Below are 21,509 nucleotides of genomic sequence, written 5' to 3'. Positions count from 1 at the left end.
ATGGAATTCCTCGACCCTCCCTTCATGCAGCGGGCCCTGATCGCCGCCGTGCTCGTCGGCGTCATCGCCCCCGCCGTCGGCGTCTACCTGGTGCAGCGCCGGCAGGCCCTGATGGGCGACGGCATCGGCCACATCGCGATGACCGGCGTCGGCCTCGGCTTCCTGCTCTCCACCAGCCCGGTCTGGATGGCCACCGGCGTCGCCGTCGCGGGCGCCGTCGTCATGGAGCTGATCCGCTGGTACGGCCGCACCCGCGGCGACATCGCGCTGGCCATGCTCTTCTACGGCGGCATGGCGGGCGGTGTCCTGCTGATCAACCTGTCCGACACCGGCTCCAACGCCAACCTCACCTCCTACCTCTTCGGCTCGCTGGCCACCGTCGCCCCCGAGGACATCACCGCGATCTCGCTGCTCGCCGCGTTCGTGCTGCTGGTGACGCTGGGGCTGCGGCGCCAGCTGTTCGCGGTCAGCCAGGACGAGGAGTTCGCGCGGGTGACCGGGCTGCCGGTGCGCCTGCTGAACCTGCTGGTCGCGGTCACCGCCGCGGTCACCGTCACGGTCGCGATGCGGGTCGTCGGGCTGCTGCTGGTCAGCGCCCTGATGGTGGTCCCGGTCGCCGCCGCGCAGCAGATCACCCGGTCGTTCAAGGTGACCTTCGTGCTGGCCGTCGTCATCGGTGTCGGCGTCACCCTGTCCGGCACCATCACCTCGTACTACCAGGAGGTCCCGCCGGGCGCGACGATCGTGCTGCTGGCCATCGCCGTCTTCGTCGTCCTGACCCTGCTGGCCGGTCCGCTGGCCCGCCGCCGGGCCCGCCGGGGCGAGGCCGCCGCCGCGGACGGGTGCACCCTGGAGGTACCGGCGGCCCGCCCCTCCCCGGACGACGTCCGCGTCTGACCGCCCCACCGGGCGGGGCCGGGCTGGCACAATGGCCCGACAGATGTACGGGCGACACGAGGAGGCTCCTGTGGCGACGGCGCCGATCAGTGGAACGAACGCGGCTCCGGTACGCGGCCGCTCGACCCGGCAGCGGGCGGCCGTCGCGGCGGCACTCGACGAGGTGGACGAGTTCCGCAGCGCCCAGGAGCTGCACGACGTCCTCAAGCACCGCGGGGACTCGGTCGGGCTGACGACGGTCTACCGCACCCTGCAGTCCCTGGCCGACGCCGGTGAGGTGGACGTCCTGCGCACCACGGAGGGCGAGTCCGTCTACCGGCGCTGCTCGACCGGCGAGCACCACCACCATCTGGTCTGCCGCGTGTGCGGCAAGGCGGTCGAGGTCGAGGGCCCCGCCGTCGAACAGTGGTCGGAGACCATCGCCGCACAGCACGGCTTCGTCAACGTGGCGCACACGGTCGAGGTGTTCGGCACCTGCGCGGACTGCGCGAGCGCCGGGAAGTAGGCCGGGAGGAACAGGACGGGCCCGGCGGGGACACCCCCGCCGGGCCCGTCGGCCGTCCGGTCAGCTGCCGGAGGCGGCGACCTCCTCGGCGCCGCCGAAGCGGCGGTCGCGCTGGGCGAACTCCAGGCAGGCGCGCCACAGGTCCCGGCGGTCGAAGTCCGGCCACAGCACGTCCTGGAAGACCATCTCGGCGTACGCGCTCTGCCAGATCAGGTAGTTCGAAGTGCGCTGCTCGCCGCTGGGGCGCACGAACAGGTCGACGTCCGGCATGTCCGGGTAGTAGATGTACTTCGCGAACGTCTTCTCGTTGACCTTCGACGGGTCGAGCCGGCCGGCGGCGACGTCCTGCGCGATGCGCTGCGCGGCGTCCGCGATCTCGGCCCGGCCGCCGTAGTTGACGCAGAAGTACAGCGTCATCCTGTCGTTGTCCTTGGTCTGCTCCTGGGCGACCTGGAGCTCCTGGACGACGGACTTCCACAGCTTGGGCATGCGGCCCACCCAGCGGATGCGGATGCCCAGCTCGTCCATCTCGTCACGGCGGCGGCGGATCACGTCCCGGTTGAAGTTCATCAGGAACTTCACCTCCTCCGGGGACCGCTTCCAGTTCTCCGTCGAGAAGGCGTACAGCGAGAGGTTCTTGACGCCCATCTCGATGCAGCCCTTGAGCACGTCCATGACGACGCCCTCGCCGACCTTGTGCCCCTCGGTGCGGGGCAGGCCGCGCTCCTTGGCCCAGCGGCCGTTGCCGTCCATCACGATGGCGACGTGCTTGGGCACCAGCTCACCGGGGATCTTCGGCGGCGTGGCACCGGAGGGGTGCGGCTCCGGGGTCTTGTAGTCGCGCCGGTTTCGGCCGCCGAGCATCCCGCGTACTGCCATGAGCTTCTCAGTCTCCCTGTGTCACTTCTCTACGTACCGCAGTGAACGCAGCCCGCGCTCCAGATGCCAGTGCAGATACGCGGACACCAGCCCGCTCCCCTCCCTGACATGACGCGCCTCGCACGCGTCGGCCGTCTCCCAGTCGCCGGTGAGCAGGGCGCTCAGCAGGGCGACGGCCTCAGCCGAGGGTACGACGCTCCCGGGCACCCGGCAGTCGCCGCACACCACGCCGCCCGCCGCCACGGAGAAGAAACGGTTCGGGCCGGGCAGTCCGCAGCGCGCGCAGTCGTCGAAGCTGGGGGCGTAGCCGTTGACGGCGAGGGAGCGCAGCAGAAAGGCGTCCAGGATCAGATGCGGCGCGTGCTCGCCCCTGGCCAGCGTGCGCAGCCCGCCCACCAGCAGCAGGTACTGCTGGACGGCGGGTTCGCCCTCGTGGTCGGTGAAGCGCTCGGCGGTCTCCAGCATGGCCGTGCCCGCGGTGTAGCGCCCGTAGTCGGTGACGATCCCGCCGCCGTACGGGGCGATGGTCTCGCTCTGGGTGCACAGCGGCAGCCCGCGCCCGACGAGCTCGCTGCCGCGCGCGAAGAACTGCACGTCCACATGGGAGAACGGTTCGAGCCGGGCCCCGAACTTGGACTTGGTGCGGCGCACGCCGCGCGCGACGGCCCGCACCCGGCCGTGGCCCCGGGTCAGCAGCGTGATGATCCGGTCGGCCTCGCCCAGCTTCTGCGTGCGCAGCACCACGCCGTCGTCCCGGAACAAGCTCATGCGTCCATTGTCCGGTACGCGGCCGGTGCGCCGGGCCCGCCCCCGCGAACCGGTGCGCTCAGTTTCCCGCCGCGCCCCCGCCCGCGGGCACGACCAGGCCCGATTCGTAGGCGGCGATGACCAGCTGGGCCCGGTCGCGGGCGCCGAGCTTGCCCATGATCCGGCTGACGTGGGTCTTGGCGGTGAGCGGACTGAGGCCCAGGCTCTCGGCGATCCCGGTGTTGTTGAGCCCGCGCGCGACCAGGGCGAGCACCTGGCACTCGCGCTCGGAGAGCATGCCGAGGGCCTCGGGGCCGGGCCCGGCCGGGGCGCTCGGGGCGCTGAGGACGCGGGCGATCAGCCGGGCGGTGGGGCCGGGCGAGAGCAGGGACTCGCCGGCCGCCACGGTGCGGATGGCGGCGAGCAGCTCGGCGGGCCGGGTGTCCTTGACCAGGAAGCCGGAGGCCCCGGCGCGGAGCGCGTCGAGGATGTGGTCGTCGGTGTCGTACGTGGTGAGGACGAGGACCTTCACTCCGGCCAGGTCCTCGTCGGCGGCGATGCGGCGGGTGGCCTCGATGCCGTCGAGTTCGGGCATCCGGATGTCCATGACGACGAGGTCGGCGCGGGCGGACCGGGCCAGCGCGACCGCTTCGAGGCCGGTGGCCGCCTCGCCGACGACCTCCATCTCCGGGTCGGAGCCGATGAGCATCGCGAAGGCCGCCCGGACGAGCGTCTGGTCGTCCGCGAGCAGTACCCGGATCATGAGGTGGTCTCCGCTTCCCGTGCCGGCGCGTGGTCACGCGTCCGGTCATCCGTTCGAGGGGCTTCGGGTGCCCGCTGGTTGCCCGGCGACGCGGGCGGGCAGGGCAGCAGCGCCGACACCTCGAAGCCGCCGCCGGGCCGGGGTGCGGCGGTGAGGGTGCCGCCGGTGCTGCGGGCCCGTTCCCGCATTCCGGCGATGCCGAACCCCTGCGGGACGCCGTCGTCCACCGGGCCGGTGCCGTCGTCGCTGACCGTGACCCGCAGCCCGGCGGGGCCGGCCGGTTCGATGGCGACGGTGATGTGGACGCCGGGGCCCGCGTGGCGGACGGCGTTGGTGAGGGACTCCTGCACGATCCGGTAGGCGGCGGCCCCGGTCACCGGCGCGAGGCGGCCTTCGGGGACGCGGACCCGGAGGTCGACCCGGGCCCCGGCCGTCTCCGCCGCCCGGACCAGGCCGGGCAGGGCGGCCAGGTCGGGCAGCGGCCCCTGCGCGGCGCCGTCGTCGCGGCCGGTGTCGCGCAGCACCTGGAGGGTGGTGCGCAGTTCCGCCCTGGCCTCCCGGCAGGTCTCGGCGATGTCGTCCAGCGATGCGGCGATCGCCGTACGGTCCAGGCGCTGCGGGTCGACGGTCAGGATGTGCGAGGCCACCGACGTCTGGACCCCGATGAGGGTGATGCTGTGGGCCAGCAGGTCGTGCAGGTCGCGGGCGATGCGCAGCCGCTCCTCGGCGACCCGGCGCCGGGCCTCCTCCTCCCGCGTACGCTCGGCGCGTTCGGCGCGCTCCAGCATCGAGGCGACGTACTGGCGGTAGAACCGCACGTCGACGCCGCAGAACAGGATGGCGACGATCCAGCCGGAGATCCTCAGCAGTTCGAACCCGTGGTGGGCGTTGATACCGAGTGCGACCGCGACGGCGACGGAGGTGACGCCGATGCCGACGCCCAGGGTGCGCAGCGGACGGCCGGTGGCCGCCACGGTGTAGAGCACGATGCAGGCCGGCGGCACCGCCGCCGTGTGCAGGTCCTCGGTGACGTGGTAGAGCACCAGCGGCACCACCATGGCCAGCAGCACCCGCAGCGGCCCGCGCCGCCGCCACACGAGCGGTACGGAGCAGCCGAGCAGCAGCGCCCAGCCGGCCGCGCCGAGCGTCCGGCCCCCGTCCGAGCAGAGCGTGAGAACGGCCGAGAGCGCGGCGGACGCCAGCGCGGTCAGGGCGTCGTTGCGGGTGCGGTGCGGCGCCGTCATGGGGTCGCGGTTGACGACGGCCATGACGCGGTCGCGGCGGCTCGTTGCGGTGGCTGGGGGCACGTCGCCATCCTCCGGTACGGGGGCGGGGTCTGTCAGGGGACTTCGGCGGGTGCGGGCTCGCGGGGCGCCGGTGCGGGGGGCGCGGTACGGGAGAGGGCGCCCGGCCACCAGATCGCGCGTCCGAGCGCCACGCTCGCGGAGGTCACCAGATAGGTGCGGACGAGGAAGGTGTCCAGGAGGACGCCGACCGCGATCACGAAGCCCATCTCGACGAGGGCCGCCATCGGCATGCTGGTCAGGACGGCGAAGGTGGCGGCGAGCACCAGACCGGCCGAGGCGATGACACCGCCGGTGGTGCGCAGGGCGGTGAGCGCGGCCTCGGTGGGTCCGGCGCCGTTCCGGGCCTCCTCGCGGACCCGGTGCATCAGGAAGATGCCGTAGTCGACGCCGAGGGCCACCAGGAAGACGAAGGACACCAGGGAGAGTCCGGGGTCGGTGCCCCGCAGGCCGAGGACCGGTTCGAAGAGCAGTCCGCCGATGCCGAGGGCGGCGCCCCACACCGCGACGACGGCGACGACGAGCAGCAGGGGTGCGACGAGGCTGCGCAGCAGGGCGATGAGGATCAGCAGGACGGAGAGCAGGACGAGCGGCACGATGACCTTCAGGTCGCGGGCGCAGGCGGCCTCCATGTCCATCTGCTGGGCGCCGGGTCCGCCGACGTGGCTGTCGGGCAGCCGGTCGCGCAGGGCCAGCAGGGTGGCCCGTTCCCCGGCGGACTCGGGCGGGGCCTCGGCGGTGACGACGAGTTCGGTCCAGCCGCCGCCGCTGCGGCCGCGTTCGGCGGCGGCGACGCCTTCGGTGCTCCGGGCCAGGGCGAGCGCGCCGGCGGCCTGTTCGGTGGGTGTGGTCACGCTGATCGGCTGGCTGGAGCGGCCCGGGTAGGCGTCGGCGAGGATCTCCATCGCGGCGATCGAGTCGGGCCGGCTGGTGAAGGAGTCCTCCTGCTTGAGGGCGCCGGGCAGGTTGAACGCCCCGAGCGACAGCGCGCCCAGCAGCACCCCGCCGGAGACGAGGACGGTGACGGGCCGGCGCCCGGCGGAGCCGCCCATCGCGGCGAACAGCGAGCGGCGGCGGCGCGGCTCGACCCCGTACACCGGTACGAGGGGCCAGAAGACCCGGCGGCCGAGGAGGACCAGGACGGCCGGGAGCAGCGTGAGCATCGCCAGGAGGGCGCACAGCACGCCGACGGCGGCGATGGGTCCCATGCCCCGGCTGCTGTTGAGGTCGGCGGCGAGCAGGCAGAGCAGTCCGGCGGCGACGGTCCCGGACGAGGCGAGGACGGCGGGTCCGCAGCCGCGCAGCGCCGCCGCCATGGCCTCGTGGGGCCGTTCGACGCGGACCAGTTCCTCGCGGTAGCGGGCGACGAGCAGCAGGGCGTAGTCGGTGCCGGCGCCGAAGACGAGGATGGTCATGACGGCGGAGCTCTGGCCGGTGACCGTGAGGCCGAACCCCTCGTGGAGTCCGTGGACGACGGCCATGGACAGGACGTCGGCGGCGCCGGCGACCAGGAGCGGGACGAGCCACAGCAGCGGGCTGCGGTAGATGACGATCAGCAGGACCGCGACGACGGCGACGGTCGTGTAGAGCAGCGGCCCGTCGAGCGACTCGAAGACCTCCTGGGCGTCCACGGTCAGCGCTCCGGGGCCGCCGACCTCGGCCTCCAGCCCGTCGCCGCCGCGCACCGCGGCGCGGACGTCGTCCACGTAGGCGGCGCGCGCCCGGTCGTCCTGGCCGGGTTCGGTCGTGGAGAGCGGGTACATCAGGGTCGTGCCGTCCTTCGACGGTACGGCGTGCGGCGGCGCGGACAGGGTGTGGGCGCTCGCCACCTCGGCGGTCTGCCGGGCGGCGAGGGCCCGGTCGGCCGCGGTGAGGCCGCCGTCGCGGTGGTAGACGAGGACGAGGTCGGTGGACTCGCCGCCGGGCAGGGTGTCCTGGATCTTGGCGGCCCGGGTCGAGTCGGCGCTCGCCGGGAGGTAGTCCACGTTCCGGTTGACCTGGTCGCCCCCGAGTTCACCGGCGAGCGGGCCCGCGAGGGCCAGTACGGCGGCCCAGAGGGCGACGAGCACCCAGGGCAGCAGCCGCCACCCGCCCGCCCCTCGTACGGCCCTTCCGCCACTGCCCTGCCCTGCGCCCCTCATGGAGGCCCCCCTTTCGTACGGGTGTCCGGTCGTGTCCAGACTCCCGTGGGGGCGGGGGCTTCACGTCGCGCCGGGGACCGACTTTGCGGCTACTTCCCGGGAGGGCGCGGCGGGTCCGTTACTCCTCGGGGAGTAACGGGCGGTTGCAGGCGCGGGATCAGGAGGGCGTGCGCGCCGCGGCGTCGAGCAGCCGGACGGTGTCCTCGGCGCGCAGGCGCAGCGCCCCGCCGACCGTGGTCAGCAGTTCGCGCTCGGCGGTGCTGTACGCGCCGTCCGCGAGGGCGATCCGGGCGCCCTGGAGCAGAATCGATTCACGCCCGGTGGGGGCGAGGTGCGGGGCGAGCGGTTCCAGCGCCTCGTGGAGTTCGATGGCGAGGGCCGCGCCGCACGCCTCGGCCGCGGGGTCGAACGCGGAGCCGTGGCCGATGTCGGCGGAGAGCACCTCGACGACGGTGGTGAGCTGTTCGGCCGTGCACTCCTCGAACCCTGCGCCGCGCACCGTCTCGACGGCGGTCTCCAGCACCGTACGGGAGGTGCTGCCGCCGGCCGCGAGGACGCCGAGGGCCACGGTGTGCACGGCGTCCCTGAGCATGGCGGAGAACCGGGTGGTGGTGGGGTGGTCGAGCGCCTCGGGCTCGAAGTGCCGGTCGCAGGCCGCGCAGGCGACGACCGGGCCCGTGGTGCCGCGCCGCAGCAGCGGCACGCCGAGCACGGCGAAGCGGCGCCGTCCGGTGAGGCGGCGGTAGTTGCGGTCACCGCCGCATCCGGGGCAGAAGAACTCCCCGTCGCCCACGGTGTCCCACAGCGTACGGATGCCGCAGATACGCAGCTTCATGGCGCGTTGTCCCAGGGCTGACCGCACGTCGCACACCTCCGTCACACTCCGGCAACACTGCCGTGTCGACGTGATGTTAACCACATCCACCTGGTGTCGTCAGCACCCCGCCTGTCACAACCGGCCGGAGATGGCCGAACCCCGCCCCCCTGGAACGGGTGGGCGGGGTCCGTCGGCCCGCGTCTTCGGGCCGTGGGTGCGCCGGTTCAGCGGGTGGCGCGATTGACCGCGGAGACGACGGCCTTCAGCGAGGAGCGGGTGGTGTTGGCGTCGATGCCGATGCCCCACAGCACCTTTCCGTCGATGACGCACTCGATGTACGAGGCGGCCTGCGAGCTGGCGCCCTCGCTCATGGTGTGCTCGGTGTAGTCCAGCAGCCGGGCGTCGATGCCGATGGCCTGCAGCGCTTCGAAGAACGCGGAGATCGGTCCGTTGCCGGTGCCGGTCAGCACGGTGTCCACACCGTCCACGGTCGCCTCGACGGTGATCGTGTCCCGGCCGTCGGAACCCGTGGTGCTCTGGCCGGAGCGGATCTGTACGCGCCCCCAGGCGTTCTCCGGGTTGGGCAGGTACTCGTCCTGGAAGACGCTCCAGATCTGGACCGGGGTGACCTCGCCGCCCTCGGCGTCGGTCTTGGCCTGAATGATCCGGGAGAACTCGATCTGCATCCGGCGGGGCAGGTCCAGCTTGTGGTCGTTCTTGAGGACGTACGCGATGCCGCCCTTGCCGGACTGCGAGTTGACCCGGATGACCGCCTCGTAGGAGCGGCCGACGTCCTTCGGGTCGATCGGCAGGTACGGGACCGCCCACTCGATCTCGTCCACGGTCCTGCCCCGGGCGGCCGCGTCGGCCTCCATGGCGTCGAACCCCTTCTTGATGGCGTCCTGGTGGGAGCCGGAGAAGGCGGTGTAGACCAGGTCGCCCGCGTAGGGGTGGCGCGGGTGGACCTCCATCTGGTTGCAGTACTCGCTGGTGCGGCGGATCTCGTCGATCTGCGAGAAGTCGATCTGCGGGTCGACGCCCTGCGAGAACAGGTTCATGCCCAGCGTGACCAGGTCGACGTTGCCGGTGCGCTCGCCCTGGCCGAACAGGCAGCCCTCGATCCGGTCCGCGCCGGCCATCAGGGCCAGCTCGGCGGCGGCGACGGCGGTGCCGCGGTCGTTGTGCGGGTGGACGGACAGGCAGACGAACTCGCGGCGCGACAGCCGGCGCGACATCCACTCGAACCGGTCCGCGTGCGTGGAGGGCGTCGAACGCTCCACGGTGGCGGGCAGGTTGAGGATGATCTCGCGGCCCTCCTCGGGCTGCCACACGTCGCAGACCGCCTCGCAGACCTCCAGCGCGAAGTCCAGCTCGGTGTCGGTGAAGATCTCGGGGCTGTACTGGTAGCCGAAGACCGTCTCCTCGCCCAGGATCTTGTCGGCGTACTCCATGACCAGCCGGGTGCCGTCCACCGCGATCTGCTTGACCTGCTCCTTGGAGCCGCGGAAGACCACGCGGCGGAAGGTGGGGGCGGTCGCGTTGTACAGGTGGACGGTGGCGCGGTGGGCGCCGCGCAGCGATTCGACGGTGCGCTCGATCAGTTCCTCACGGGCCTGCGTCAGGACGGAGATCGTCACGTCCTCGGGGATCGCGCCCTCTTCGATGATGGAGCGGACGAAGGCGAAGTCGGTCTCGCCGGAGGACGGGAAACCGACCTCGATCTCCTTGTACCCCATGCGCACCAGCAGGTCGAACATCTCGCGCTTGCGGGCCGGCGACATGGGGTCGATCAGGGCCTGGTTGCCGTCGCGCAGGTCCGTGGAGAGCCAGCGGGGAGCCTTGGTGATCCGCTTCTCGGGCCAGGTGCGGTCGGGGATGTCCACGGCCTCGTAGCGGCCGTACTTGTGGACCGGCATCCCGGACGGCTTCTGCAGCACCGTGGCGTTGGTGATCGGCGTGGGCCGGCCGACGGCGTGCGGGGCGGGGGTTCGGGCGGGATTGACTTCGGTCATGGCGTTGGGCTCCTCGGGTACCTCTCCGGGACGGCCGACTGTGCCACTGCAGCACCAGACTCCGCGGGGAGGGGGTCGGCCTACGACTACAGGCCCTCGCCGCGGCAGCTAAGAAGAAGCAGCCCGAAACGCATGATGCGTCGAGACTAGCCGAGGGACGCCCGAGACGTGGGTGCCGTATCAGTATGCGGGACCGACCGACCGAAACCCCCAACCGTGACCAATCACTCTATTTCAGCAATCCTGGTTGCAACCAGTGACAGTGCACTCACCGAGTGCCACAGTCGGGTGTATGCATCCTTCTTCGCAGCAGGGGTTCCACCCCGTCTTCTGCACCATCGTCCCGCCCCACGTCCTGGACCGGCTCTCCCAGTCCGACGACCCCGTCCTCGCGGACCCGGCCCGCCGCACCCTGGAGTCCGACGCGGCCCGGCGCACCCGCCGCGAGGCGGCCCCCGCGCCCCGGCGCACCGCCGCCCCGGAACCGGACGACGGGACCGCCACCCCCGACCGCACGCTGTACGACTGCCGCCACCGCACGCGCCTGCCGGGCACCAAGGTCCGCGCCGAGGGCGAGCCGCCCACGTCCGACGCCAGCGTCAACCGCGCGTACGCGGGCCTCGGCGCCACCTTCGACCTGCTGCTCACCGCCTACGGCCGGCGCTCCATCGACGGCCACGAACTGCCGCTGATCGGTTCCGTCCACTACGACCGGCAGTACAACAACGCCTTCTTCGACGGCGAGCAGATGGTCTTCGGCGACGGGGACGGGGAGATCTTCCTCGACTTCACCGTCGCCATCGACGTCATCGCCCACGAACTGGCCCACGGGCTGACGCAGTACACGGCCAATCTGAGCTACTACGGCCAGTCCGGCGCGCTCAACGAGTCCGTCTCGGACGTGTTCGGCTCCCTCGTGAAGCAGTACTCGCTGGGCCAGACCGCGGCGGAGGCCGACTGGCTGATCGGTCAGGGGCTCCTCGCGCCGCGCGTCCAGGGCGAGGCGCTGCGCTCGATGAAGGCGCCGGGCACGGCGTACGACGACGACGTGCTCGGCAAGGACCCGCAGCCGGCCACCATGGACGACTACATCCACACCGGCGACGACAACGGCGGGGTCCACCTCAACTCCGGCATCCCCAACCGCGCCTTCTACCTGCTGGCGACCGCGCTCGGCGGCAGTTCCTGGGAGCGGGCGGGTCAGCTCTGGTTCGATGTGCTCACCGGTGGTGAACTGGCGGTGGACGCCGACTTCGCGGACTTCGCCCGGCTGACCGTGGCGGCGGCCCGCAGCCGCTTCGGTGAGGGCGACGTGGTCGAGGCCGTCCTCAAGGCATGGTCGGAGGTGGGCGTCCCGACCGACTGACCGCCGCCGACCCGTCCGCCGTGGAAGGACACCGCATGCGGATTCAGGTGAGCAGGACCGGCGGTTTCGCCGGTATCGCGCGCCACCGCGAGATCGACACCTCCGGACGGGCCGACGCCCGCGAGTGGGAGGCCCTGGCCGGCTCCGCGCTCGCGGACGGCCAGGACACCGCGGACCGGGGCGTCCCGGACGGCTTCCACTACCGGATCACGGTGGACGGCCGCACCGTGCACTGCGCGGACCCCCGCCTGACCGACGCCCAGCGCACACTGATCTCCCGCGTCCTGAAGGAGGGCGCGTAGCCGGAGGGCGCCTGGACGGAGGGCGCGCAGCCGGAGGGCGCGGGCCGGGAGCGGCTCAGAAGCCGAGCTTGCGGAGCTGCTTCGGGTCGCGTTGCCAGTCCTTGGCGACCTTGACGTGCAGGTCGAGGAAGACGGGGGTGCCGAGCAGGGCCTCGATGTGCTTGCGGGACTTCGTGCCGACATCCTTCAGCCGCTTGCCCTTGGGGCCGATGATGATGCCCTTCTGGCTGGGGCGCTCGATGTACACGTTGGCGTGGATGTCCAGCAGCGGCTTGTCCGCCGGCCGGTCCTCGCGGGGCAGCATCTCCTCGACGACGACCGCGATGGAGTGCGGCAGCTCGTCGCGTACGCCTTCGAGCGCGGCCTCGCGGATCAGCTCGGCGACCATGACCATCTCGGGCTCGTCGGTGAGGTCGCCCTCGGGGTAGAGCGGCGGGCCCTCGGGCAGCAGCGGGGCGATCAGGTCCGAGAGCAGGTCCACCTGCTGGTCCTTGACGGCCGAGACGGGAATGATCTCCGCCCACTCGAAGCCGAGCTCCTCGCCGAGCCGCGAGACGGCCAGCAGCTGTTCGGCGAGCTGCTTGGACTCGACCAGGTCGGTCTTGGTGATGATCGCGATCTTGGGCGTCTTCCGGATGCCCGCGAGCTCCTTGACGATGTACTTGTCGCCGGGGCCCAGCTTCTGGTCGGCGGGCAGGCAGAAGCCGATCACGTCGACCTCGGCCCAGGTGGTGCGCACGACGTCGTTGAGGCGCTCGCCCAGCAGGGTGCGCGGCTTGTGGAGGCCGGGCGTGTCGACCAGGATCAGCTGCGCGTCCGGCCGGTGCACGATGCCGCGCACGGTGTGCCGGGTCGTCTGCGGCCGGTTGGAGGTGATCGCCACCTTCCGGCCGACCAGAGCGTTCGTCAGGGTGGACTTGCCCGCGTTGGGGCGGCCCACGAAGCAGGCGAAGCCGGCCCGGTGGGGTGCGGTGTTCTCATCCGGCCGGGCAACGGCTTCAGGGTCAGGTCGAGCGCTCATGGCGCCCATTGTCCCCGATGCCGGGACCGCGGGGCACCGAGGCACCCCGCCGCGCCCCGGCCCGTACGGCCGGGGCGCCCCGGCGGGCCGCCGGGGCGCCGCCGTACGCGGGTCAGCCGGCGGTGACGCTCAGCCGCAGCACGCCGTCCGGACCGGCGAGCAGTACGGGCGTGCCGGGGCCGCCGAGGTCCCGGACGGCCGCCCGGTCCTCGTCGGACGGGGCCTGCGCCTGGGAGACGATCGCGGCCGCCTCCAGGGACTTCGCCCCGCTGGCGACCGCCATCGCGACGGCCGTCCGCAGCGCGCTGAGCTTCAGCGACTCCAGTTCCACGGTCCCCGCGACATAGGTGCGTCCGGTCTCGTCCCGGACGGCCGCGCCTTCCGGCACCCCGTTGCGGGCGCGGGCGCTGCGCGCCAGGGTGACGATCTTGCGGTCCTCGGCGCCGAGGTCGGTGCTCTCAGTCATGTGCCGAGCATACGAAGCCCGGTGCGGACCGGGGCACGCGGGAGCCCGCCCCGGCCGGGCTCGGGCCCCGGCCGGGCTCAGGGCCGGTCCAGCCGCAGCCGCTGGGCCCTGGGCAGCCCGGCGACCACCAGGTCGTAGCTGTCCTCGATCAGCTCGCGCAGCTTCGCGTCGGGCAGTCCGGAGACCGTGACGGTGTTCCAGTGGCGCTTGTTCATGTGCCATCCCGGCGCCACGGCCTCGTACTCCTCCCGGAGCCGCACCGCCTCGTCCGGGTCGCACTTGAGGTTGACGGTCAGCGGCCGGGCGTCCAGCGCGCTCAGCGCGAACATCCTGCCGAGCACCTTGAAGACGGACGCCTCCGGGCCGAAGGGGAACTCCTCCACGCTCGCGTTGAACTCCAGGCAGAACGCCCGCAGCTCCTGCGGAGTCATGCCGCCTCCCCCTCCTCGGGCGCCACCGGCTCCACCAGCACCGTGACGATCTTGTTCCGCCGGCCCGCCGGGGACTCGGCGGTCAGCCGCAGCCGGCGCCCGTCCGGCAGCTCCACCTCGGCGCCCGCCCCGGCGATCGGGACGCGGCCGAGCGCCTTGGCGAGGAGCCCGCCGACCGTCTCGACGTCCTCGTCGTCGTACTCGTCGAGGCCGAACAGGTCGCCGAGGTCGCCGATGTCGAGGCGGGCGGTGACGCGGAAGCAGCCGTTCTCCAGCTCCTGGACGGGCGGCAGCTCGCGGTCGTACTCGTCGGTGATCTCGCCGACGATCTCTTCCAGGATGTCCTCGATGGTGACGATGCCGGCGGTGCCGCCGTACTCGTCGATGACGACGGCGACGTGGCTGCGCTCCTGCTGCATCTCGCGCAGCAGGTCCCCGGCGTTCTTGGTGTCGGGGACGAAGGCCGCCGGGCGCATCGCGGTGGAGACCGGGTCGGCCTCCGAGTCGCGGTTGATGTGCGTCTTGCGGACCAGGTCCTTCAGATACACGATCCCGACGATGTCGTCCTCGTTCTCGCCGGTGACCGGAATCCGCGAGAAGCCGGAGCGCAGCGCGAGGGTGAGGGCCTGACGGATCGTCTTGTAGCGCTCGATGCAGACGAGGTCGGTGCGCGGCACCATCACCTCGCGCACCAGGGTGTCGCCGAGTTCGAAGACGGAGTGCACCATGCGGCGCTCCTCGTCCTCGATCAGGGACTCCTGCTCGGCGAGGTCCACCATGGCCCGCAGCTCGGCCTCGCTGGCGAACGGGCCCTTGCGGAACCCCTTGCCGGGGGTGAGCGCGTTGCCGATGAGGATGAGCAGCTGCGGGATCGGCCCCATGATCCGGGCCAGCGGCAGCAGCACGTACGCGGAGGCGGTGGCCGTGTTCAGCGGGTGCTGGCGGCCGATGGTGCGCGGGGAAACGCCGATCGCCACGTACGAGACGAGGACCATGACGCCGATGGCGACGGCCAGCGCCTCCCAGGTCTCCGGGAACTCCTTGAGGCAGGCGTAGGTGACGAGCACCCCGGCGGCCATCTCGCAGGCGACCCGCACCAGCAGGGCGACGTTGAGATAGCGCGTCGGGTCGGCGGCGACCTGTTCCAGCTTGGCGCTGCCGCGCCGGCCTGAGCGGACCGCCTCGGCGGCCCGGAAGCTCGACGTACGGGCGATCCCGGCCTCGGCGCAGGCCGCGAGCCAGCCGACCACGACCAGCAGGACGACGCCGAGGATCAGGGGCAGGCTCACGAGACGGTGGGGGCCGGGGACGGGCCGGTCAGGCCCCGCTCACCGCGCCAGCCGTCCACGATGGCCGCCTGGAGACCGAACATCTCGGCCTTCTCGTCGGGCTCCTCGTGGTCGTAACCCAGCAGGTGCAGCACGCCGTGGACGGTGAGGAGCTGGAGCTCCTCGTCCATGGAGTGCCGCGTCTCGGCTTCCCGGCCCTGCCTCTCGGCGACCTCGGGGCAGAGCACGATGTCACCGAGGAGCCCCTGCGGGGGCTCCTCGTCGTCCTTGGCCGGCGGACGCAGCTCGTCCATCGGGAAGGACATGACATCGGTCGGGCCCGGCAGGTCCATCCACTGGATGTGCAGCTGCTCCATGGCCGCGGCGTCCACCACGATCACCGAGAGCTCGGAGAGCGGGTGGATACGCATGCGCGCGAGCGCGTAGCGGGCGATGTCGAGGATCGCCTGCTCGTCGACCTCGGTTCCGGACTCGTTGTTGACGTCGATCGACATGGTGCGCTGCTACTGCTTCCCGTTGTGGCGGCCGCGGCCCCGGTGGCCGCCGCCGTCCTGCTCGCCCTGGCGGTTGTCGTACTTCTCGTACGCGTCGACGATACGGCCGACCAGCTTGTGCCGGACGACATCCTGGGAGGTGAGCCGGGAGAAGTGCACGTCGTCTATGCCGTCCAGGATCTCCTGGACCTGGCGCAGACCGCTCTTGGTGCCGGTCGGAAGGTCGACCTGGGTGATGTCACCCGTGATGACGATCTTGGAGTCGAACCCGAGCCGGGTGAGGAACATCTTCATCTGCTCGGCACTGGTGTTCTGCGCCTCGTCGAGAATGATGAAGGCGTCGTTCAGGGTGTTGTGCGTCAGCAGGTAGTCCTGGGTGACGTACAGCGAGTCCTCGGCCGCGACCTGGATGCAGACGGCTTCCTCACGGCCGGCCGGTTCGATGCTGTCGATGAAGCGCATGGGCCGTCCGCCTCCACCGGCGGCCCGGTACTTCTCGGCCTTGCGGACGAGGCGGAAGGGCTCGATGCCCTCCGGCAGGCGGATGTCGACCACGTGGGCGTCGTAGCGGTGATGGACATCGCGTCCGCCAGCGCGTCCCGGCGTACGCCCTTCGGCAGCCCGGCGGCGTGTGTAAGCGACCCCGCCCAGCGACTGCACCAGGGCGATGACGTCGTCACGCAACATGATCGACGCCGTCGTGTACTGGACACGGCACGTGCGGTCCTTCTGGGTGACCGGGCCCCCATCGGCGTCGAGCAGGCCTTGAAGGACAGCGAGACGGACGTCGGCGGAGTTGAAGAGATACGCGTCCGGAACGAACTTGGAGTGGGAGCGCGTGCCCACCAGGTCGAGCTCGCGCAGCGCCCGGGTGACCGGGTTCTCCAGCGTCACCACGTCGCCCGGTGCCTTCTCCCGGTTCAGGACGTAGTCGGGACCACCCCTGTGGCGTACGAGAACGCCTGGCAGGGAGCCTGCCAGCGCCTCGGCCAGCTCGGGGTCCTCGGTGGCGAAGGAGGGGGTCGTCGAACCGGTCAGGCAACCGTCTCCCAGCAGCAGCCCCAGCGCGTACGGGTCCATGGGGACCTCACGCTCGGGGAAGCTGACCGGTGCGGTGAGCATCGGCAGTTCGTAACGACGCGCGTGGGCCGTGCGGAGGTTGCCGATCATCTCCTTGGTCTCCAAAACCCGCCACGGCTTGTCCCGCCGCTTGTCCGACGCCGTACGTACCGTCCACAGATGGTCACCACAGCACAGGGTCCAGGAGCCGTCCTGGGCGCTGATCCGGTAGATGTCCTTCTCACCCTGCGGGTACACACCGAGTACGGGCGTGGGGGCTCCATCGGAGCCGATGACGAGGTCACCGACCTCCAGAGTGCCGATGGGGCGCCAGCCGTCCGGCGTCAGCACGTTGGTGAAGACAGGTTGGGCACGACCCCTCATATAAGCCAGCGGGGCGACCTCGATCGTGCCCGCCGCCATCAGGCGCGGGATCGAGTCGGGGTCGAGCATGTCGTGCAGGGCGTCGTACAGGGGGCGCAGGTACGGGTCGATCTTGTCGAACAGGGTGCCGGGCAGGAAGCCGAGGCGTTCGCCGGCCTCGACGGCCGGGCGGGTCAGGATGATCCGGCTGACCTGCTTGGACTGGAGGGCCTGGACGGCCTTGGCCATGGCGAGGTAGGTCTTGCCGGTGCCCGCGGGGCCGATGCCGAAGACGATCGTGTGCTTGTCGATGGCGTCGACGTAGCGCTTCTGGTTGAGCGTCTTGGGGCGGATGGTGCGGCCGCGGCTGGAGAGGATGTTCTGGGTGAGCACCTCGGCGGGGGTCTCGCTGCCGTCCGCCTGGCCGTTGTCGGTGGCCTTGAGCATCGCGATCGACCGTTCCACGGCGTCCTCCGTCATCGGCTGCCCGGTGCGGAGCACCAGCACCATCTCGTCGAACAGGCGCTGGATCAGGGCGATGTCCGCCGCGTTGCCCGTCGCGCTTATGTCATTGCCCCGGACGTGGATGTCGGCCGCCGGGAACGCCGCTTCGATCACGCGCAGCAGCGAGTCGCCCGCTCCCAGGAGCATCACCATCGGGTGAGCGGCCGGGATGCTGATGTGGGCACGCGCCTGCGGCTGTGTGGGTGACTGAGTCATGGGCCGGCCCTCGGGCCTGCGCATACCTCCCGTTGCAGGGTTCTCGCTGCTCGAAAACCTCGTGTGTCTCCAGCCTACGACTCCCCGCCGACAACTCCAGAGGTTTTACCGGGCAGTACGGCGGCGGGGACGGGACGGGCGGGTTACGCCCGGAATCCGATGGTGGGCACGGCCCGGCGCAGCGGCCACGGCCGGGCGGCGGCGGGCAGCAGCGCGTCGAGGAAGGCGTAGCGCCGCAGGGCGGCCGGGTCCTGTCCGGCGCAGGTGCGCACCTGCTGCCACCAGGCGGCGATCTCCGCCCAGCCGGGGGCCGAGAGCGAGCCGCCGAACTCCTGGACGGAGAGGGCGGCGGTCAGCCCGGCGAAGGCGAGGCGGTCGGCGAGCGGCCAGCCGGCCAGGGTGCCGGTGACGAAGCCGGCCACGAAGACGTCGCCGGCCCCGGTCGGGTCCAGGGCCTCGACCTCGATGGCGGGCACCTCGGCGGCGGCGCCGGTGGCCGCGTCCACCGCGTAGGCGCCCTCGGAGCCGAGGGTGACGACGGCGAGCGGTACGCGTTCGGCGAGGGCGTGCGCGGCGGCGCGCGGGCACTCGGTGCGGGTGTAGCGCATCGCCTCCTGGGCGTTGGGCAGGAAGGCGTGGCAGTGCTCCAGGCCGCTGAGGGAGTCCAGGTCCCAGCGGCCGGTGTCGTCCCAGCCGACGTCCCCGAAGATCAGGGCGCCCCGGCCCGCGGCGTCGGCGACCCAGGGTTCGGTGCGGCCGGGGACGAGCGAGGTGACGGCGGCCCGTGCCCTGGGCGGGCAGCGGGGGAAGGCGGGGGCCTCGGGCGAGGCGGTGGCGGGCAGCGCGGGGGCCTCGTGGCCGTGCGAGACCATGGTGCGCTCGCCCTCGTACGCCATGGAGACGGTCACCGGGGAGTGCCAGCCGGGGACGGTGTGGGAGCGGGACAGGTCGATGCCCTCGCCCTGTTCGAGCGCGTCCCAGCAGTACTCGCCGTAGTGGTCGTCGCCGAAGGCGGCGGCCAGCGAGGTGCGCAGGCCGAGCCGGGCCAGCGCGGTGGCCATGTTGGCGACGCCGCCGGGGCTGGAGCCCATGCCGCGGGCCCAGGACTCGGTGCCGCGCACGGGGGCGCTGTCCAGGCCGGTGAAGATGATGTCGAGGAAGACCGTGCCGGTGAGGAAGACGTCGCAGTCGGGGTCCTGCGGGGCACGCAGCCCGTCCAGCGGGTCGATGTCAGGGATGTCGGCGCTCACCTTGCACTCCCGGTCGTGGCGGTTGCGGCCAGTGTGCCCGATGTGGGGCCTTGTTGGACGAGTGCGCGGCGCGCGTGTGTTCACCGGCGCTGACCTGTGTAAACATGCGCAGCTACCCATCCGTGGAACCCGTAAACACAAAAGTGATCCAGATCACACATGACCGGCTATCGGTGAGCCGGGAGCACTTGATACAAATTGGCCCGCGAGCACCGTTGGAGACGTATCCGACGGAAGCGCCGATCTTCTCTCATTTCAGCATTTCCCCCTCACCGCCTGTCGCCTCTCCTCGGCATGTCCTTCAGGAACGCCCATGTCCTCGCGCCCTCGCGCCGCGTGGCCCCTGGTCGCCGTGTTCACCGCCGGCTACCTCGCCGCCTATCTCCTCCCCACCATCGTGGGACGGCTCTCCGTCTACCTCGGCCTCAGCACGGCGCAGGCCGGGCTCGTCGGCAGTGCGCTGCTGCTCGGCTCGGCCTCCGCCGGCTTCGCCCTGGCCGGCCGCGTGGAGACGTACGGGCCGTGCAGACCGGCGCGCGTGGGACTGGTCCTGTGCGCGGTGGGGTACGGCTGCGCGGCGCTGGCCGGGTCGGTGCCGCTGGTGGTGGCCGGCGCGGTCGTCGGCGGCCTGGGCTCCGGCACCGCGACCGCCGTCGCGGCGGCGGGCATCGCCGCCCAGCGCGACCCGCACCGCACCTCGTCCCTGGGCCTGCTGAGCGTCTCGGCGACGGCCGGCGCCCTGTATCTGACGATCCCGCACCTGGGCGGCGGCCACCGGCTGCCGTTCGCCTCGATCGCCGTGGTGGCGCTCCTGGTCTGGCCGGCCACCTCCCGGCTCGGCGGCTCGGGAGCGAGCGGACCTGCCGTCCCCGCGGCCGGCCGGCTGCCGCACCGCCGCTCCGGCCTGGTGCTCGCGGGCGGAATGCTCGTCTGGTCGATGGCGCAGAACGCGCTGTGGGGCGTCAGCAGCCGCATCGGCGTGGACCAGGTCGGGCTCTCCGAGGTCACCATCGGCGCGGTGTTCGCCGCCGCGCTCGGCGCCGGGCTGCTCGGTGTGATGGGCGCCGGCGTGCTCGGCTCGCGGCTCGGCCGGGCCGTCCCGATCGGGGTGGGCACCGCGGTCATCGCGGGGAGCATCGTGCTCAGTTCGTCGGCCGGGAGCCTCGGCTCCTTCGCCACCGGCGAGATCCTGTGGAACACCGTCTACCCGGTGGTCCTGTCCTATCTGATCGGCCTCGCCGCCTCCCTGGACGTCCGCGGCCGCTGGGCGGTCCTCGCGGGGTCCGCCTCGTCGGTCGGCGTCGCCTGCGGCCCGGTGCTGGGCAGTGTGCTGTCGGAGCAGGCCGGGTTCCCGGGGATGGGCCTGATCCTGGGCACGCTGACCCTGCTGGTGGCGCTGCCGGTGACGGCGGTCGCCCTGCACACCGGCGGCCGTCCGCTGGTGCCGGGTTCGGTACGCCGCCGGGGCGGCGCGCCCGCGGCGCTGCTCGCCGTCACCACGGGCGCGGTGCCGGGCGCCGTGCCCAAGGTGGGTGCGCCGGAGCAGGCCGTCACGGAGATCAGCAACCCGGTGCTGCGCCGCAGGCGGCCGGCCCGGAGCGCGTTCCGTACGGCCGGGCCGGCGGGCGGCGGTCAGTCGAACGCGTACTCCTCGACCTCCGACAGGTAGCGCGCCCTGCGCTCCTCGTCGTGGTCGAGGAAGGCCGCCTGGAAGGAGTTGCGGGCCAGGGTGCGCAACTGCTCGCGGTCCAGGCCGAACGCCTCGTGGACGGCGTGGAAGGTGTCCCCGACGTAGCCGCCGAAGTAGGCGGGGTCGTCGGAGTTGACCGTGCACAGCAGCCCGGCCTCCAGCATGGCGGGCAGCGGGTGCTGTTCCAGCGTGTCGACCGCGCGCAGCCGTACGTTGGACAGCGGGCACAGCGTGAGCGGGACGCGCTCGGCGACCAGCCGCCGCACCAGGTCGGGGTCCTCCATGCAGCGCAGCCCGTGGTCGATCCGCTCCACGCCCAGTTCGTCGAGCGCCTCGCGGATGTAGGAGGGCGGGCCCTCCTCCCCCGCGTGGGCGACCTTGCGCAGCCCGAGTTCCCCGGCCCGCTCGTACACCTCGCGGAACTTGACGGGCGGGTGGCCGATCTCGGCGGAGTCCAGGCCGACGGCGCTGATCCGGTGCAGGTGCGGCCGGGCCGCCTCCAGGGTCTCCAGGGCCGATGCGGCGGACTCGTCGCGCAGGAAGCACATGATCAGCTGGGTGGAGATCCCGTGCTTCTCCTCGCTGCGCTCCAGTGCCTTCCCGAGCCCCTCGACGACGGCGGCGAGGGGTACGCCGCGCGCGGTGTGGGCCTGCGGGTCGAAGAAGATCTCGGCGTGGCGTACGCCCTGGGCGGCGGCGCGGGCGAGGTAGGCGTCGGCGAGCTCGGTGAAGTCCTCCTCGGTCCGCAGCACCGCCATCAGCGCGTAGTAGAGGTCGAGGAAGCTCCGCAGGTCCTCGAAGAGGTAAGCGGTGCGCAGGGCCTCGGTGTCCGCGAAGGGCAGGGTCACGCCGTTGCGCTGGGCGAGCGCGAAGGCCAGTTCCGGTTCGAGGGTTCCCTCGATGTGGAGGTGGAGTTCCGCTTTGGGGAGGTGCACGGTGGTTCTCGCTTACGCAGTGGTGCTGTGTGTGTGGGGGGGCTGGGTGTGACGGATT

General features: G+C 72.1%; 20 protein-coding genes. 5 read left to right on the top strand and 15 right to left on the bottom strand.

The genetic code is table 11. From position 1 onward, the window contains the following. Positions 1–897 carry a metal ABC transporter permease gene (locus DNK56_RS07990; RefSeq protein ID WP_111331828.1) on the top strand — a complete coding sequence of 299 codons (897 nt, stop codon included), beginning with the start codon at positions 1–3 and terminating at the stop codon, positions 895–897. Between the two features lie 70 nt (positions 898–967). Next, positions 968–1,402, top strand: coding sequence for a Fur family transcriptional regulator (locus DNK56_RS07985; RefSeq protein ID WP_111331826.1), 435 nt, complete (start codon positions 968–970; stop codon positions 1,400–1,402). A 60-nt stretch (positions 1,403–1,462) separates the two neighbouring features. On the opposite strand, the gene DNK56_RS07980 is transcribed toward DNK56_RS07985, so the two are convergent. The 7 genes from DNK56_RS07980 to leuA form a co-directional block, all read right to left on the bottom strand. Next, entirely contained in the window at positions 1,463–2,281 is an 819-nt protein-coding gene (locus DNK56_RS07980) for an isoprenyl transferase (protein ID WP_111331824.1), read from the bottom strand. A 21-nt stretch (positions 2,282–2,302) separates the two neighbouring features. Then, entirely contained in the window at positions 2,303–3,049 is a 747-nt protein-coding gene (recO, locus tag DNK56_RS07975; RefSeq protein WP_111331822.1) for a DNA repair protein RecO, read from the bottom strand. 58 nt (positions 3,050–3,107) lie between these two features. Continuing rightward, a complete protein-coding gene (locus DNK56_RS07970; protein WP_111331820.1) occupies positions 3,108–3,791 on the bottom strand; it encodes a response regulator transcription factor in 684 nt (227 codons plus the stop codon). Then, complete coding sequence (locus DNK56_RS07965) at positions 3,788–5,098, bottom strand: sensor histidine kinase (protein ID WP_111335583.1); 1,311 nt, start codon at positions 5,096–5,098, stop codon at positions 3,788–3,790. Before DNK56_RS07965 ends, DNK56_RS07970 begins: the two co-directional genes overlap by 4 nt. A gap of 32 nt (positions 5,099–5,130) precedes the next feature. Next, positions 5,131–7,236: an MMPL family transporter gene (locus DNK56_RS07960; RefSeq protein WP_111331818.1), complete on the bottom strand. Its 2,106-nt coding sequence runs from the start codon at positions 7,234–7,236 to the stop codon at positions 5,131–5,133. Between the two features lie 157 nt (positions 7,237–7,393). Further along, entirely contained in the window at positions 7,394–8,071 is a 678-nt protein-coding gene (locus DNK56_RS07955) for a TerB family tellurite resistance protein (protein ID WP_111331816.1), read from the bottom strand. 206 nt (positions 8,072–8,277) lie between these two features. Next, on the bottom strand, positions 8,278–10,065 hold the full coding sequence (gene leuA, locus DNK56_RS07950) for a 2-isopropylmalate synthase (RefSeq protein WP_111331814.1): 1,788 nt from the start codon (positions 10,063–10,065) through the stop codon (positions 8,278–8,280). A gap of 292 nt (positions 10,066–10,357) precedes the next feature. Here leuA and DNK56_RS07945 point away from each other — a divergent pair, with 292 nt between their 5' ends. Continuing rightward, positions 10,358–11,431 (top strand): M4 family metallopeptidase, encoded by a 1,074-nt coding sequence (locus DNK56_RS07945; protein ID WP_111331812.1) that lies wholly within the window; start codon positions 10,358–10,360, stop codon positions 11,429–11,431. A gap of 35 nt (positions 11,432–11,466) precedes the next feature. Beyond that, positions 11,467–11,733: a protealysin inhibitor emfourin gene (locus tag DNK56_RS07940; protein WP_111331810.1), complete on the top strand. Its 267-nt coding sequence runs from the start codon at positions 11,467–11,469 to the stop codon at positions 11,731–11,733. 55 nt (positions 11,734–11,788) lie between these two features. On the opposite strand, the gene era is transcribed toward DNK56_RS07940, so the two are convergent. The 7 genes from era to DNK56_RS07905 all read right to left on the bottom strand — a co-directional run bounded on the left by era (position 11,789) and on the right by DNK56_RS07905 (position 18,826). Continuing rightward, complete coding sequence (gene era, locus DNK56_RS07935; protein ID WP_199563819.1) at positions 11,789–12,763, bottom strand: GTPase Era; 975 nt, start codon at positions 12,761–12,763, stop codon at positions 11,789–11,791. Between the two features lie 103 nt (positions 12,764–12,866). Next, the gene (locus DNK56_RS07930) at positions 12,867–13,220 is read right to left on the bottom strand and encodes a cytidine deaminase (RefSeq protein WP_111331806.1); all 354 of its coding nucleotides are present in this window, start codon (positions 13,218–13,220) and stop codon (positions 12,867–12,869) included. Between the two features lie 77 nt (positions 13,221–13,297). Continuing rightward, on the bottom strand, positions 13,298–13,651 hold the full coding sequence (locus DNK56_RS07925; RefSeq protein WP_111331804.1) for an MmcQ/YjbR family DNA-binding protein: 354 nt from the start codon (positions 13,649–13,651) through the stop codon (positions 13,298–13,300). Then, complete coding sequence (locus DNK56_RS07920) at positions 13,648–14,940, bottom strand: hemolysin family protein (RefSeq protein WP_111331802.1); 1,293 nt, start codon at positions 14,938–14,940, stop codon at positions 13,648–13,650. Before DNK56_RS07920 ends, DNK56_RS07925 begins: the two co-directional genes overlap by 4 nt. After that, the gene (gene ybeY / locus DNK56_RS07915) at positions 14,937–15,434 is read right to left on the bottom strand and encodes an rRNA maturation RNase YbeY (protein WP_111331800.1); all 498 of its coding nucleotides are present in this window, start codon (positions 15,432–15,434) and stop codon (positions 14,937–14,939) included. The genes DNK56_RS07920 and ybeY overlap by 4 nt, the downstream gene beginning before the upstream one ends. A 9-nt stretch (positions 15,435–15,443) precedes the next feature. Beyond that, complete coding sequence (locus DNK56_RS07910; RefSeq protein ID WP_111331798.1) at positions 15,444–17,576, bottom strand: PhoH family protein; 2,133 nt, start codon at positions 17,574–17,576, stop codon at positions 15,444–15,446. Positions 17,577–17,719: 143 nt separating this feature from the next. After that, positions 17,720–18,826, bottom strand: a complete 1,107-nt coding sequence (locus DNK56_RS07905; RefSeq protein WP_111331796.1) for a carbohydrate kinase family protein — start codon at positions 18,824–18,826, stop codon at positions 17,720–17,722. 313 nt (positions 18,827–19,139) lie between these two features. On the opposite strand from DNK56_RS07905, the gene DNK56_RS07900 reads away from it, so the two are divergent. Continuing rightward, positions 19,140–20,495: an MFS transporter gene (locus DNK56_RS07900; protein WP_111331794.1), complete on the top strand. Its 1,356-nt coding sequence runs from the start codon at positions 19,140–19,142 to the stop codon at positions 20,493–20,495. Here the strand turns inward: DNK56_RS07900 and DNK56_RS07895 are convergent. Next, positions 20,459–21,451 carry an adenosine deaminase gene (locus tag DNK56_RS07895; RefSeq protein ID WP_111331792.1) on the bottom strand — a complete coding sequence of 331 codons (993 nt, stop codon included), beginning with the start codon at positions 21,449–21,451 and terminating at the stop codon, positions 20,459–20,461. The genes DNK56_RS07900 and DNK56_RS07895 overlap by 37 nt on opposite strands. Between the last annotated feature and the right edge of the window lie 58 nt (positions 21,452–21,509).

The organism is Streptomyces sp. AC1-42W (assembly GCF_003248355.1).
Taxonomy (GTDB): Bacteria; Actinomycetota; Actinomycetes; order Streptomycetales; family Streptomycetaceae; genus Streptomyces.
The sequence above is the reverse complement of the archived record's forward strand: the minus strand, read 5'-3'. Positions and strand labels throughout refer to the sequence as shown.